Origin of the sequence: Leucobacter chironomi DSM 19883 (genome assembly GCF_000421845.1) — a bacterium.
GTDB lineage: Bacteria > Actinomycetota > Actinomycetes > Actinomycetales > Microbacteriaceae > Leucobacter > Leucobacter chironomi.
On record NZ_ATXU01000004.1, the window covers coordinates 258,318 to 271,668 of the forward strand.

General features: G+C 70.0%; 12 protein-coding genes and 1 tRNA gene. 6 read left to right on the top strand and 7 right to left on the bottom strand.

Features of this window, described 5'->3' with window-relative positions; all coding sequences use genetic code 11:
* Positions 1-5: 5 nt before the first annotated feature.
* The 3 genes from gatA to H629_RS0106275 all read left to right on the top strand — a co-directional run bounded on the left by gatA (position 6) and on the right by H629_RS0106275 (position 4,417).
* On the top strand, positions 6-1,541 hold the full coding sequence (gatA, locus tag H629_RS0106265; RefSeq protein WP_024356442.1) for an Asp-tRNA(Asn)/Glu-tRNA(Gln) amidotransferase subunit GatA: 1,536 nt from the start codon (positions 6-8) through the stop codon (positions 1,539-1,541).
* Complete coding sequence (gene gatB, locus H629_RS0106270; protein ID WP_024356443.1) at positions 1,541-3,058, top strand: Asp-tRNA(Asn)/Glu-tRNA(Gln) amidotransferase subunit GatB; 1,518 nt, start codon at positions 1,541-1,543, stop codon at positions 3,056-3,058. The genes gatA and gatB overlap by 1 nt, the downstream gene beginning before the upstream one ends.
* A gap of 198 nt (positions 3,059-3,256) precedes the next feature.
* Positions 3,257-4,417 carry a glutathione S-transferase C-terminal domain-containing protein gene (locus H629_RS0106275; protein WP_024356444.1) on the top strand — a complete coding sequence of 387 codons (1,161 nt, stop codon included), beginning with the start codon at positions 3,257-3,259 and terminating at the stop codon, positions 4,415-4,417.
* A gap of 118 nt (positions 4,418-4,535) precedes the next feature.
* Here the strand turns inward: H629_RS0106275 and glpK are convergent, their stop codons facing one another.
* From glpK to H629_RS0106290, 3 genes are all read right to left on the bottom strand, one after another.
* Positions 4,536-6,050: a glycerol kinase GlpK gene (gene glpK / locus H629_RS0106280; protein ID WP_024356445.1), complete on the bottom strand. Its 1,515-nt coding sequence runs from the start codon at positions 6,048-6,050 to the stop codon at positions 4,536-4,538.
* 120 nt (positions 6,051-6,170) lie between these two features.
* On the bottom strand, positions 6,171-6,920 hold the full coding sequence (locus tag H629_RS0106285; RefSeq protein ID WP_024356446.1) for an MIP/aquaporin family protein: 750 nt from the start codon (positions 6,918-6,920) through the stop codon (positions 6,171-6,173).
* 113 nt (positions 6,921-7,033) lie between these two features.
* On the bottom strand, positions 7,034-8,755 hold the full coding sequence (locus H629_RS0106290) for a glycerol-3-phosphate dehydrogenase/oxidase (RefSeq protein ID WP_024356447.1): 1,722 nt from the start codon (positions 8,753-8,755) through the stop codon (positions 7,034-7,036).
* 108 nt (positions 8,756-8,863) lie between these two features.
* On the opposite strand from H629_RS0106290, the gene H629_RS0106295 reads away from it, so the two are divergent.
* Both H629_RS0106295 and dinB read left to right on the top strand, forming a co-directional pair.
* Positions 8,864-9,841: a sugar-binding transcriptional regulator gene (locus H629_RS0106295; RefSeq protein ID WP_024356448.1), complete on the top strand. Its 978-nt coding sequence runs from the start codon at positions 8,864-8,866 to the stop codon at positions 9,839-9,841.
* Positions 9,842-9,854: 13 nt separating this feature from the next.
* Positions 9,855-11,105 (top strand): DNA polymerase IV, encoded by a 1,251-nt coding sequence (gene dinB, locus H629_RS0106300; RefSeq protein WP_024356449.1) that lies wholly within the window; start codon positions 9,855-9,857, stop codon positions 11,103-11,105.
* Here the strand turns inward: dinB and H629_RS0106305 are convergent.
* The 3 genes from H629_RS0106305 to H629_RS0106315 are packed head-to-tail and all read right to left on the bottom strand — an operon-like array spanning position 11,102 to position 12,358.
* Positions 11,102-11,707, bottom strand: a complete 606-nt coding sequence (locus H629_RS0106305) for a DUF2017 family protein (RefSeq protein WP_024356450.1) — start codon at positions 11,705-11,707, stop codon at positions 11,102-11,104. The genes dinB and H629_RS0106305 overlap by 4 nt on opposite strands.
* Positions 11,704-11,997, bottom strand: coding sequence for an ATP-dependent Clp protease adapter ClpS (gene clpS / locus H629_RS0106310; protein WP_029746652.1), 294 nt, complete (start codon positions 11,995-11,997; stop codon positions 11,704-11,706). Before clpS ends, H629_RS0106305 begins: the two co-directional genes overlap by 4 nt.
* Before the next feature lie 13 nt (positions 11,998-12,010).
* On the bottom strand, positions 12,011-12,358 hold the full coding sequence (locus H629_RS0106315; protein WP_024356452.1) for a metallopeptidase family protein: 348 nt from the start codon (positions 12,356-12,358) through the stop codon (positions 12,011-12,013).
* Positions 12,359-12,545: 187 nt separating this feature from the next.
* Between H629_RS0106315 and H629_RS0106320 the strand changes: the two genes are divergently transcribed.
* Positions 12,546-12,621 (top strand) — tRNA-His (locus tag H629_RS0106320).
* 418 nt (positions 12,622-13,039) lie between these two features.
* On the opposite strand, the gene H629_RS14030 is transcribed toward H629_RS0106320, so the two are convergent.
* The coding region (locus H629_RS14030) for an integrase core domain-containing protein (protein ID WP_036084581.1) at positions 13,040-13,351 on the bottom strand (312 nt) is incomplete at its 5' end.

A 13,351-nucleotide genomic window follows, 5' to 3' on the forward strand; every position in this document is an offset into this window, starting at 1 on the left:
CGGCAGTGAGTGAACTGATCAGACTGACTGCGGCGGAGCTCGCCGCGAAGCTCTCCTCGGGCGAGGTCTCCTCCGAAGAGGCGACGCGCGCCCACCTCGACCGCATCGCGGCCGTCGACGGCGCACTGAACGCCTTCCTCGCGACCGATGCCGACGTATCGCTCGCGGCGGCCCGCGAGATCGATGCCCGCCGCGCTGCGGGCGAGGCCCTCGGTGAACTCGCCGGCGTGCCGCTCGCCGTGAAGGATGTGCTCGTCACCACCGACATGCCCTCCACCTCGGGATCGCGGATCCTCGAGGGCTACCGCTCGCCCTACGACGCAACCGCGGTCGCCAAGGCCCGCGCAGCCGGCCTCGTCAGCATCGGCAAGACCAACATGGACGAGTTCGCGATGGGGTCCTCGACCGAGAACTCGGCGTACGGCCCGACCCGCAACCAGTGGGCGGCCGACCGGGTGCCCGGCGGCTCCGGGGGCGGCTCGGCCGTGGCGGTCGGCGCATTCGAGGCCCCGCTCGCGCTCGGCTCGGACACCGGCGGCTCGATCCGCCAGCCCGCCGCGCTCACCGGCACCGTCGGCGTCAAGCCCACCTACGGCGGCGTCAGCCGCTACGGTGCCATCGCGCTCGCCTCCTCGCTCGACCAGATCGGCCCGTGCGCCCGTACCGTGCTCGACACGGCGCTGCTACACGACGTCATCGCGGGCCACGACCGCCACGACTCGACGTCGCTCGACTTCGCCTGGCCCTCGATGGCCGAGGCCGCCCGCGGCGGCGCCGATCCGGCGAGCCTCAAGGGCCTGCGCGTGGGCGTGGTGAAGCAGCTCATGCTCGACGGCCTGCAGCCGGGCGTGCAGGCCCGCTTCGACGAGTCGCTGGCGCTGCTCGAAGCGCAGGGCGCCGAGATCGTCGAGATCGACGCCCCTCACTTCGAGTACGCCGTCGCCGCGTACTACCTGATCCTGCCCGCCGAAGCCTCCAGCAACCTCGCCAAGTACGACTCCGTGCGCTTCGGCCTGCGCGTCACCCCGGACGGCGGCGGCACGGTCGAGAGCGTGATGAGCGAGACCCGCGCCGCCGGCTTCGGCACCGAGGTGAAGCGCCGCATCATCCTCGGCACCTACGCCCTCTCGGCCGGCTACTACGACGCCTACTACGGTAGCGCGCAGAAGGTGCGCACGCTGATCCAGCGCGACTTCGCGAGCGCCTTCGACAGGGTCGACGTGATCGCCTCGCCCACCGCTCCCACCACGGCGTGGCAGCTCGGCGCCCACGGCGGCGACCCGCTGCAGGACTACCTCAACGACGCCACCACGATCCCGGCGAACCTCGCGGGGATCCCCGGGCTCAGCCTGCCCATCGGCACCGCGAGCGAGGACGGCCTGCCGGTCGGCCTGCAGCTCATGGCCCCCGCTTTCGAGGACGCCCGCCTGTACCGCGCGGGATCCGCGATCGAGAGCCTCATCACCGAGCGCGACGGATCGCCGTTCTGGGCGCAGGCGCCCTCCCTTGCAGGTGCTTCGACCGGAGAGGCGGCGAACTGATGGCCAAGACCAAGCTGATGGACTTCGAGCAGGCCCTCGAACTGTTCGAACCGGTGATCGGGCTCGAGGTGCACGTCGAGCTCAACACGAAGACCAAGATGTTCTCGTCGGCGCCCAACGCCTTCGGCTCCGACCCGAACACGAACCTCACCCCGGTGTGCCTCGGCCTGCCCGGCGCGCTGCCCGTGGTCAACGAGCAGGCGGTGCGCGGCTCGATCAGCCTCGGCCTCGCGCTCGGCTGCGAGATCGCCGAGGTCTCCGGCTTCGCGCGCAAGAACTACTTCTACCCCGACATGGCGAAGAACTACCAGATCTCGCAGTACGACGATCCCATCGCGTACGACGGGTCCGTGGAGATCGAGCTCGCCTCGGGACGCGTCGTGCACGTGCCCATCGAGCGCGCTCACATGGAGGAGGACGCCGGCAAGCTCAACCACGTCGGCGGCTCGACCGGTCGCATCCAGGGCGCCGAGTACTCGCTCGTCGACTACAACCGCGCCGGCGTGCCGCTCGTGGAGATCGTCACCCGCCCCGTCTTCGGCGGCGAGGCCGACACCCCCGAGATCGCGGCCGCCTACGTGGCGACGATCCGCGAGATCGTGATCGCGCTCGGCATCTCGGACGCCCGCATGGAGCGCGGCAACCTGCGCTGCGACGCGAACGTCTCGCTGCGCCCCCGCGGCAACGAGGGCGCCGGCATGTCGGTGCTCGGCACCCGCACCGAGACGAAGAACGTGAACTCGCTGCGCTCGATCGAGCGCGCGGTGCGCTTCGAAATCCAGCGCCAGGCGCAGATCCTCTCCGACGGCGGCTCCATCACGCAGGAGACCCGCCACTGGCACGAGGACACGGGGGAGACCTCGCCCGGCCGCCCCAAGAGCGACGCCGACGACTACCGCTACTTCCCGGAGCCCGACCTCGCGCCGCTCACCCCGTCGCGCGAACTGGTCGAGGAGCTGCGTGCCCAGCTGCCCGAGCACCCGACGCTGCGCACCCGCCGCCTCAAACAGGAGTGGCAGTTCAGCGCGCTCGAGTTCCAGGACGTGGTGAACGCGGGCCTGCTGACGAGCATCGAGGCGACCGTGGCGGCCGGCGTGCCGCCGCAGACGGCGCGCAAGTGGTGGACCGGCGAGATCGCGCGCATCGCGAACGAGCGCTCGGCCGCCCCCGCCGATCTCATCACGCCGCAGCAGATCGTCTCGGTCGTCGAGCTCGTCGACGCGGGCACTCTCAACGACAAGCTGGCGCGGCAGGTCATCGCCGGCATCATCGAGGGTGAGGGCACCGCTGCCGAGATTGTCGAGGCGCGCGGGCTCGCGATCGTCTCCGACGACGGCGCGCTCATCGCGGCCGTCGACGCGGCGCTCGCCGAGCAGCCCGACGTGCTCGCGAAGATCCGCGACGGCAAGGTGCAGGCCGCCGGCGCGATCATCGGCGCCGTCATGAAGGCGATGCGCGGGCAGGCCGACGCGGCCCGCGTGCGCGAGCTGGTGCTGGAGCGCGCCGGCCAGGAGTGACGCTCCTGGCCTGCGGCCGACCGTGATGCCCCGGGAGCACCCCTCGCTCCCGGGGCATCGTGCTGCCTGGGGCGTGAGGCGCTCCGGTGTCAGGGCGCTCCGGCGTCGGCTCGCGTTCGGCGGCTGGGAGGCTGCGAAGGATCCCGGCATAGACTCGGCCGCATCCGGTTCTCGCCGGCCGCACCGAGGAGGTCCCGCATGCCGAACGACGCAGCTTCACCCGACCCCGACAGCGCTTCACCCGACGGCGAGCACTCGACGCGGGGCTCGTATGTCACGAGCGGCGCAGAGTTCACGCGCGACACGCACTACATCGAGGATCGCATCGTCGCGGATCCGGCGGCGATCCGGCGGCTGCCCGCGCCGCCGCCGTCGAAGATCGGCTCGCTCGGCTTCGGGCTGAGCGACGGGGCCGAGGCGTGGCCGGTGGAGCCGGGCCGCTACCGCCTCGTCGCGGCGAACGCCTGCCCGTGGGCGAACCGCACGGTCATCGTGCGCCGCCTGCTGGGGCTCGAAGAGGCGATCTCGCTCGCCCGGCCGGGCCCCACGCACGATGCACGATCCTGGACCTTCGACCTCGACCCGGGAGGTCGCGACCCGGTGCTCGGCACCGAGCGGCTGCAGCAGAACTACTTCGCCCGCTTTCCCGGCTATCCGCGGGGGATCACCGTGCCGGCCGTCGTCGACATCCCCTCCGGCGGCGTCGTCACGAACGACTACCCGCAGATCACCCTCGACTTCTCGACCCAGTGGCGCGAGCACCACCGCGAAGGGGCACCGGATCTGCTGCCCGCTTCGCTGTGGGGCGACATGCAGCCCGTCATCGAGCGGGTCTTCACAGAAGTGAACAACGGCGTCTACCGTTGCGGCTTCGCCGGCAGCCAGGCGGCGTATGAGGCGGCCTATGTGCGCCTCTGGGAGGCGCTCGACTGGCTCGAGCAGCGGCTCTCCACGCGCCGCTATCTGATGGGCGGCACGATCACGGAGGCTGATGTTCGCCTCTTCACCACGCTCGCCCGCTTCGACCCGGTCTACCACGGGCACTTCAAGACGAATCGCAGCAAGCTCGCCGAGATGGATCACCTCTGGGGCTACGCCCGGGATCTGTTCCAGACGCCGGGCTTCGGAGACACCGTCGACTTCGTGCAGATCAAGCAGCACTACTACATCACGCACGAGGACGTGAACCCGACGGGGATCGTGCCGGTGGGGCCTGATCTCGCCGGCTGGCTCGAACCGCACGGTCGCGAGCGCCTCGGCGGCGAGCCGTTCGGCGACGGCACCCCTCCCGGCCCGGTGCCGGACGGGGAGCGGATCGCGGACGGCCACAACCCGCTGTACCCGCTCGAAGCGGAGTAACGGCGAGCGGGGTAGTGATCGGCGGAGTACCGATCGGCGGAGTAGCGACGCCGCGCAGCAGCGAGGCCGGGGCGGTGGGATCTCCTCCCGCCGCCCCGGCCTCGCTGCCGGGATGCGCCTACTTCACGTCGTCGTCGACCCAGTCCATCGACTTGGTGACGGCCTTGCGCCAGTTGCGCAGCTGACGGTCGCGCTCGGCCTCGTCCATCTCGGGCTCCCAGCGACGATCCTCCTGCCAGTTGGCCGACAGGTCATCGAGGCCATTCCAGAACCCGACCGCGAGGCCGGCCGCGTACGCGGCGCCGAGCGCGGTGGTCTCTGCGACAACCGGGCGCACGACGGGAACGCCGAGCACGTCGGCCTGGAACTGCATGAGCGCGTTGTTCGCGACCATGCCGCCGTCGACCTTGAGCTCGGTGAGGTCGACGCCCGCGTCGGCGTTGACGGCGTCGAGCACGTCGCGGGTCTGGAAGGCGACCGCTTCGAGCGCGGCCCGGGCGATGTGGCCCTTGTTCGCGTAGCGGGTGAGACCCACGATCGCGCCGCGTGCGTCGGGGCGCCAGTAGGGGGCGAACAGGCCCGAGAAGGCGGGCACGATGTACACGCCGCCGTTGTCGGGCACGCTCGCCGACAGCTCCTCGACCTGCGGCGCCGACTCGATGATGCCAAGCTGGTCGCGCAGCCACTGGATGAGCGAGCCGGTCACCGCGATCGAGCCTTCGAGCGCGTAGTGGGTGGGGGCGTCGCCCAGCTTGTAGCCGACGGTGGTGAGCAGGCCGTTCTTCGAGTGGACGATCTCCTCGCCCGTGTTGAAGATCAGGAAGCAGCCGGTGCCGTAGGTGTTCTTCGACTCGCCGGCCTCGAAGGCGGCCTGGCCGAAGGTGGCGGCCTGCTGGTCGCCCAGGATGCCCGCGATGGGCGTCTCGCGCAGCAGCGACGAGTCCTCGGCGTGGCCGTAGACCTCGGAGGAGGAGCGGATCTCGGGCAGCATCGAGCGGGGCACGCCGAAGACCTCGAGGATGTCGTCGCGCCACTCGAGCGTCTCGAGGTCCATGAAGAGGGTGCGCGAGGCGTTCGTGACATCCGTGGCGTGCACGCCGCCGTCGGCGCCGCCGGTCAGGTTCCAGAGCACCCAGCAGTCGGTCGTGCCGAAGAGCAGGTCGCCGGCGTCGGCGGCCTCGCGGGCGCCCTCGACGTTCTCGAGGATCCATGCGATCTTCGTGCCCGAGAAGTAGGTCGCGAGCGGCAGGCCCACGATCTCTTTGAAGCGGTCGGTGCCGCCGTCGGCGGCGAGGCGATCCACGATGTCCTGGGTGCGCGTGTCCTGCCAGACGATCGCGTTGTAGACGGGTGCGCCGGTCTTCTTGTTCCAGACGACCGCCGTCTCGCGCTGGTTGGTGATGCCGATCGCGGCGATGTCGTGGCGGGTGAGGTCGGCGCGGCCGAGCGCGATGCCGATGACCTCCTGCACGTTCTGCCAGATCTCTGCGGCGTCGTGCTCGACCCAGCCGGCCTGCGGCATGATCTGCTCGTGCTCCTTCTGGCCGACGGAGACGATGGTTCCCGAGCGGTCGAAGATGATGGCGCGGCTCGAGGTCGTGCCCTGGTCGATGGCGATGACGTACTTGGACATGGGATTCCTTTCGATGCGGCGAGGCGGCGGTGCGTCGCCGTGGTGTGGGGAGGGGGCGGCCGGTGGGGCCGGCCCCCTCCGCAGAGGATCGGTGCTGCGGGTGCGTCCCGCGGGACCGGGTTAGGCCAGCGAGAGCAGCGCGGGAGCGGCGAAGGCCGCGATCGCACCGCCGACGAGCGGGCCGAAGACCGGCACCCACGAGTAGCCCCAGTCGCTGCCGCCCTTGCCCTTGATCGGCAGGATGGCGTGCGCGATGCGGGGACCGAGGTCGCGGGCGGGGTTGATGGCGTAGCCCGTGGGGCCACCGAGCGAGGCGCCGATGCCGACGACGAGCAGGGCGACGGGCAGCGCGGTCAGCGGGCCGAGGCCTCCGGGAACGCCGACGTTGACGTCGCCGTAGTCGGCGAAGGCGAGGATGATGAAGACGAGCACAAAGGTCGCGATGACCTCGGTGATGAAGTTGGCGCCGTAGGAGCGGATCGCCGGGCCGGTCGAGAACACGCCGAGCTTGTTGGCGGCCTCGGGCTCGTCGTCGAAGTGCTGCTTGTAGGCGGCCCAGCAGAGGATCGCGCCGATGATCGCACCGACCATCTCGGCGGCGAACGCGACGAAGAACATGGGGGCGGTGATGGTGCCGGCGATGAGCAGGCCGATGCCGACGGCGGGGTTCAGGATCGCGCCGGAGTAGGCGGAGGCGAGGACACCCGCGAAGACCGCGAGACCCCAGCCCCAGTTGACCATCAGGAAGCCGCCGGCGTTGCCCTTCGTCTTCGCGAGGGCCACGTTGGCGACGACGCCGCAACCGAGCAGGACGAGCATTCCGGTGCCGACCATTTCGGAGAGGAAGTACAGTCCGAGATTGATTTCCATAGTTGTCTCCATTGACCTTTCGGGTGACTCCCAGCGCGCCACCGTGGCGCGTCAGGGTTCATGAGAGCGGTGGGTTCGCGAGCCGGATCCGGCTCGAAAGGGGAGCGGATCGCTCACCCTGCGGTGAATGAGCCTCCCTTCGAAGGATCGATGCGGTGCGCCTCGCGCAGCAGTTCGATCGTGCGGTCAACCTCTGCCGTGATCGTACCCTCATCCCAGGCGAGAGCGGGAGCGATCGCCTCGGCGGCGGCGCGCACGCGCTGCTCGGTGAGGCCGCCGACGAAGGCGATCGAGGTGCGGCGCAGCAGCAGGTCGTCGAGGTGGACGACCTGCTCGGTGGCCGCGAGGTGGGCGAGCTCGGCGGCGGTGTAGCCGGGCAGCTCGGGCAGTTCGGGATCCTGCTCGGGCGTGGCGCCGAGCACCTCGGTGGCGCGGGTGCCGTAGCGGTCGAGCAGCACCGAGACGCGGCCGCGGTCGCGTCCGTCGGCGTGGGCCGCGAGCCAGCGCAGGCGCGACGCGGCGTCCACGGGGTAGCCCTCGCCGCCGCCGACGGCGAGCTTCTCGGTGCTCACCCGGCGCTGCTTGCCGAGCTGGCCCATCGCCTCGTCAGCGAGGTGCTCGGCGAGGGCGCGGAAGGTGGTCCACTTGCCGCCGACCAGGCTGAGCACGGGGGTGGAGCGGTGCTCGGTGGCGACGATGCGGTAGTCGCGCGAGACGAAGCCGGGCGCGGTGTCGTCGTGTCGGGGGAGCGGCCGGATGCCCGAGAAGGAGTAGACGATGTGCGAGCGGTCGACCGCGATCTTGGGGAAGACGTGGTGCACGAGGTCGAAGAAGTAGTCGACCTCGTCATCGGTGCAGACGACCGGCTTCGCGGGGTCCGCGTCGATGTCGGTGGTGCCGACGAGCACGCGGCCCTTGAGCGGGTAGATGAGCACGATGCGCCCGTCGGAGTGCTCGAAGAAGATCTCGCGGCCGCCGGTCGCGGCGAGCAGCTCGGGGTGGTCGAGCACGACGTGCGAGCCCTTGGTGCCGCCCATGTAGCGGGTCGTGTCGCCGAGCGCCTCATTGGTGATGTCGGTCCACGGGCCGCTCGTGTTGAGGATGAGGCGGGCCGAGAAGTCGAACTCCTCGCCGGTGACCTCGTCGCGCAGGCGCACGCCCTGCTCGGAGCTGCCCACGGCGGGGAGGTAGTTCGCGGCGCGGGCGCGGTCGCCCCCGGCGAGCAGGCCGTCGTTGAGCACGTCGAGCGCGAGGCGCTCGGGGTCGTGCATGGAGGCGTCGAAGTAGGTGGCGGTGTACTTGAGGTTCGGGTTGAGCTGCGGCAGCTCCTTGAGCGACTGCGCCCTGCCGAGGAAGCGGTGGCGGGGCACCTGGCCGCCCGCGCGCGAGAAGGTGTCGTAGATCATCAGGCCGATCTTGATGAGCGCTGCGCCGCGCTCGTTCGGCTTGCCCCGGCCGTGGGTGACGAGCAGCCGGAAGGGGGCCGAGAGGATACCCGAGAATGTGGAGTAGATCGGGATGGTGGTCTTCAGCGGGCGCACGTAGTGCGGTGCGTTGCGCACGAGACGGTTGCGCTCGGTGACCGACTCCTTCACGAGTCTGAACTCGCCGTTCTCGAGGTAGCGGATGCCGCCGTGCACCATGTGGCTCGACGCCGAGGAGGCGCCGGAGACGAAGTCGGCTCGCTCGACGAGGGCGACGTCGATGCCCTGCAGCGCGAGATCGCGGAAGGTGGCGATGCCGTTGATGCCGCCGCCGATGATGAGCACGTCCGCGTGGGGACGTGCTCGAAGCTGCTCGACCGATGGGCGGGATGATGCGGAGCGCTCGTTCATTTCCAGAACCTTTCGAGACTGTTTCGGCCAGAATGCTCCACTCCTGAACCGAATTGCAAAGTAGTTGCACATATGTGCAGAATGGTGGTGGATCGGAGGCGTCACGACATGGCCGAACGGCAGAGTCCTGCGAAAACGCGCGATGCGCTGCGCGCCGCCCAGCTCTACTACCAGCAGAACCTCACGATGGAGGCCATCGCCGAGGATCTGCGGGTCTCCCGATCCTCCGTCTCCCGGCTGCTCACCCACGCGCGCTCCACCGGGCTCGTCGAGATCCGCATCCACTCCCCGCAGGAGGCGCGCTCCCGCATCGAGCAGCGCTTCTCGGAGCGCTTCGGCGTCACCGCGCACGTGGTGCCGGGCTCGGAGCGGCAGTCCGAGAACGAGCGCCTGGAGCGCACGGCCCAAGCCGCGGCGCAGCTCATCGCGAGCGCGGTGGTGCCGCGCACCACGATCGGCGTGGCGTGGGGGTCGACGGTGAGCACCGTCGCCCGCAGCCTCCCGCGCAAGCCCACCGCCGAGACCCGGGTCGTGCAGATGAACGGTGCGGCGAACGGCCGCACGACCGGCGTCTCCTACGCCACGGGGCTGCTCGGCGGCTTCGCCGGCGCGTTCTCCGCCGAGGTGTACGAGTTCCCGGTGCCCGCCATCTTCGACGACCCAGCCACGCGCACCGCGCTCTGGCGCGAGCGCGCCGTGAGCCGGGTGATCGACCTGCAGGCCGCGGTCAACCTCTTCGTCTTCGGCCTCGGATCCCGCATCGGCGACCCCCGCTCCCACATCTACTCGGGCGGGTATCTCGGCAAGGAGGATCTGCGCTCCCTCGTCGAGCAGAGCGTCGTCGGCGACTGCGCCACCGTCTTCTACCAGGCCGACGGCAGCACCGACGGGATCGCGATGAACGAGCGCTCCAGCGGCCCCCGCTTCGACGTGGTGCGGCGCATCCCGCAGCGGCTCTGCGTGGTGTCGGGCGCAGCCAAGCGAGACAGTCTGCGCGGCGCGCTCGCAGCGGGCATCATCACCGACCTCGTCGTCGACGAGAGCCTCGCCCGGCAGGTGCTCGCCGCCGACGGCCCGACCCCGTGAGAGAATGACGGGCATGAGCGAGGGCCCGGGCGAGACCGCTGCGGGGGCGCCCGCCGGAGTCCGCGCCTCGGCCTCGATCCTGCACGTCGACATGGACTCCTTCTTCGTGTCGGTCGAACTGCTCGACAGGCCCGAGCTGCGCGGCCTCCCCGTCGCCGCAGCCCACGACACCGTGCGCTCCGTGGTGTCGAGCGCGAGCTACGAGGCCCGCCGCTTCGGCGTACGATCAGCCATGCCCGTGGCTCGCGCGAAGCAGCTCTGCCCCCAGCTGGTCCTCGTGCCGCCCACCTTCGAGAAGTACCGTCGCGCCTCCCGCGAGGTGATGGCGATCTTCGAGGAGTTCACGCCGCTCGTCGAACCCCTCAGCATCGACGAGGCGTTCCTCGACGTCGCCGGTTCCGTGCGCCTGTTCGGCGAGCCCGCCGAGATCGCCCGCCGACTCCGGGAACGGGTGCGGGACCGCACCGGGCTGCCCGCCTCGGTCGGGCTCGCCGGGACGAAGTTCGTGGCGAAGCTCGCGTCGCAGCGCGCGAAGCCCGATGGCGTGCTCGAGATCCCGCCCGCGCGCACGCTCGAGTTCCTGCACCCGCTGCCGATCGAGGCGATGTGGGGTGTGGGGCGCGCGACCGCCGGCGCGCTCCAGGCGCGCGCGATCCGCACCGTCGCCGACCTCGCCCGCGAGCCGCTGCCCTCGCTCGAACGGATCGTGGGCCCCGCGAATGCGCGCCGACTGCACGAACTCGCGAACGGCCGCGACGCGAGGCGCATCGAGACCTCGCGAGTCGAGAAGAGTATCGGCCACGAGGAGACCTTCGCCACCGACGTGCGCGACGCCCGCGTGCTGCAGCGGGAGCTGCTGCGCCTCGCGACGCGCACGGGGGAGCGGCTGCGGGCCGTCGATGCTGAGGCCCGCACCGTCTCCATCAAGGTGCGCTGGGAGAACTTCGACACCGTCACCCGGTCGCGCACCCTGCCCGAGGCCACGAACTCGTCGCAGCGCATCTACCGCACCACCGTCGAGCTCTTCGACGGTCTCGGCGCCGCCGGGCGGCCGGTGCGGCTCATCGGGGTGCGCGCCGAGCAGCTGCTGGCCGCCGGCAGCGACGCGGCCGCGCTCTGGAGCGACGACGACGACTGGCGCGCCGTCGACCAGGCCGTCGACGAGGTGCGGGGCCGCTTCGGCGCGGCCGGCGTGCGGCCGGCGAGCCTGCTGGAGGAGCGCGACGAGGTTGTCGATCCCCGCTCCCTGCAACCGCCCGTCTAAGCGTCGGAGTCGCCGGGCCCGAACGTGTCGTCGCCGTCGCCGCGATCCGCCGCCATGATCGCGAGCACCGATTCGAGGATCGCGGCGAGCCAGTCGAACACCATCACCGTGCCGCGCGTCTCGTCGTCGTCGAGCAGCGCGGCGTGGTCCTCGGCGGCGTCGAGGCCGATGCGCGCCGCGATCGCGAGCCGCAGCGCCGTCAGCGTGCGTGCCCACGAAGGCAGCTCGCTCGCGACGATGTCGACCTCGACCGTGCGCTCCTCGTCCGGCATCCCGCCGCCCAGGCCGAGCGCCGAGGTGAGCTGCATCGCGTCCTGCATCTTGCGGTTGAGCAGTCCCTGCTCGGTGACGCGGCGGAACTCGCCCGCCTCCTCCTCGCCCTCGTACGCGTTGGGGAAGAGCCTCGCGAGCGCCGGATCGTGCGGGGCCTCGTCGGAGCCGCCGACCTCGAGGCTCGCGAACAGCGGATCGGGATCGAGCGCCGTGCTGCTGTGGCTCTGCAGCAGGTGGATCAGCTGGGTCACCAGCTGATCCAGCATCGCGGCCTCGTCGTGCTCCAGCAGCAGCCGCAGCCCGCCGTTCTGCAGCGGCAGCAGCCTCATGAGTCGCCCGCCTGCCGCACCGTGGCCCACAGGCCGTATCCGTGCATCGCCTCGACGTGCATCTCCATCGCCTCGCGCCCGCCCTCGGCCACGACGGCGCTGCCGCGGTGGTGCACGCGCAGCATCAGCTCCTCGGCGTGATCCCGGTCGAAGCCGAAGTGGGTCTGGAAGACGTAGGCGACGTACGACATGAGGTTCACCGGGTCGTCCCACACGACCGTCTGCCACACGGACTCGACCACCGCTTGCGGCGTCTCGCGCCGCTCGGCGCCGGTTCTCGTCGCGCTCATCGTGATCACCGGATCAGCCCCATCCGAGCTCGTGGATGCGCGCCTCGGAGATGCCGTAGAAGTGCGCGATCTCGTGCACCAGGGTGACGCGGATCTCGTGCACGAGCTCATCGCGGTCGCCGCAGTGCTCGAGCAGGTTCTCGCGGAAGAGGATGATGCGGTCGGGCTCTTCGCCGTAGCCGTACACGTCTCGTTCGGCGAGGGAGAAGCCCTCGTAGACGCCGAGGATGTCGCTGCCGTCGTCGGGGCGATCCTCGACCAGGAAGATCACATTGTCGAGCTGCGCGAGCATGTCGTCGTGCAGCGAATCGAGGCCGTCGGCGACCATCGATTCGAACTCCTCGTGCGACATCTCGAGCATGTTTTCACCCTACACAGAAGCGCCGGGCCGCGCGTGAGAGTTTCGGGCGATCGGGCGATGCTCGGAGCGGATGCGATGCGGTGCGGCTGCGGCGCCCCCGGCGGGTGCGCCGGTTTGGCGAACCGGGGGAGTTGTGGGCTATGATCGTGGGGTTGCCTCGTTCGCCTCGGCGAGCGCGGTCAGCATGGTGGCTATAGCTCAGTTGGTAGAGCACCGGCTTGTGGTGCCGGTGGTCGCGGGTTCAAGTCCCGTTAGCCACCCCAAATGGGAGAGGTTCAAACCTTGAACAAGAGTCTCCACTCTTTGTCCGGGTTGAACCTCTCCCTTCTTTTTCGCTTCAGCCGCCCAGTTCAACGCGTTCATCTGCTCCTCCGTGTCGCAGAGTGACCCGAAGGGCCGCTCGTACTCGACCCGCACATCCCCTTCCTCCTCGATGAAGATCCGGTGAAAGAACGCCTGGTTACACAGCCGCCGGTTTGCGTCATCAGCGCGCTGGTACACGCTCAGGATGTTGGCGAGCAACCCGAGCGAGTCATCGAGGTTCGATCGGGCTGATGCATATTCGTCGTGATGTGCTTCAAGTCGGTGCTGAATGTCACCGATCTGGTTCGCGATGCGATCTTGTTCCTGCTTCAACAGGTCGATCCGGGGTCTGCTGCACGAATAGGTGACAGTTCCTAGTCACGCCGCCAGTGCGACGGTCGTGTTCATGATGGTCTCGAACTCGATGGGCGTCAAGCGCCCCAGATGGGCCTGGCGACGTTGGCGGTGGTAGGTTCGCTCGATCCAGGTGACGATCGCTATGCGCAGTTGCTCGCGGGTGGTCCAGGACCGGCGGTCGAGGACGTTCTTCTGCAGAAGCGCGAAGAAACTCTCCATAGCCGCGTTGTCCCCGCTCGAGCCCACTCTTCCCATGCTCCCAACCACGCGGTGACGGTTCAGCGTGCGCAGGAACTTCCTGCTTCGGAATTGAGATCCCCTGTCGCTATGGAC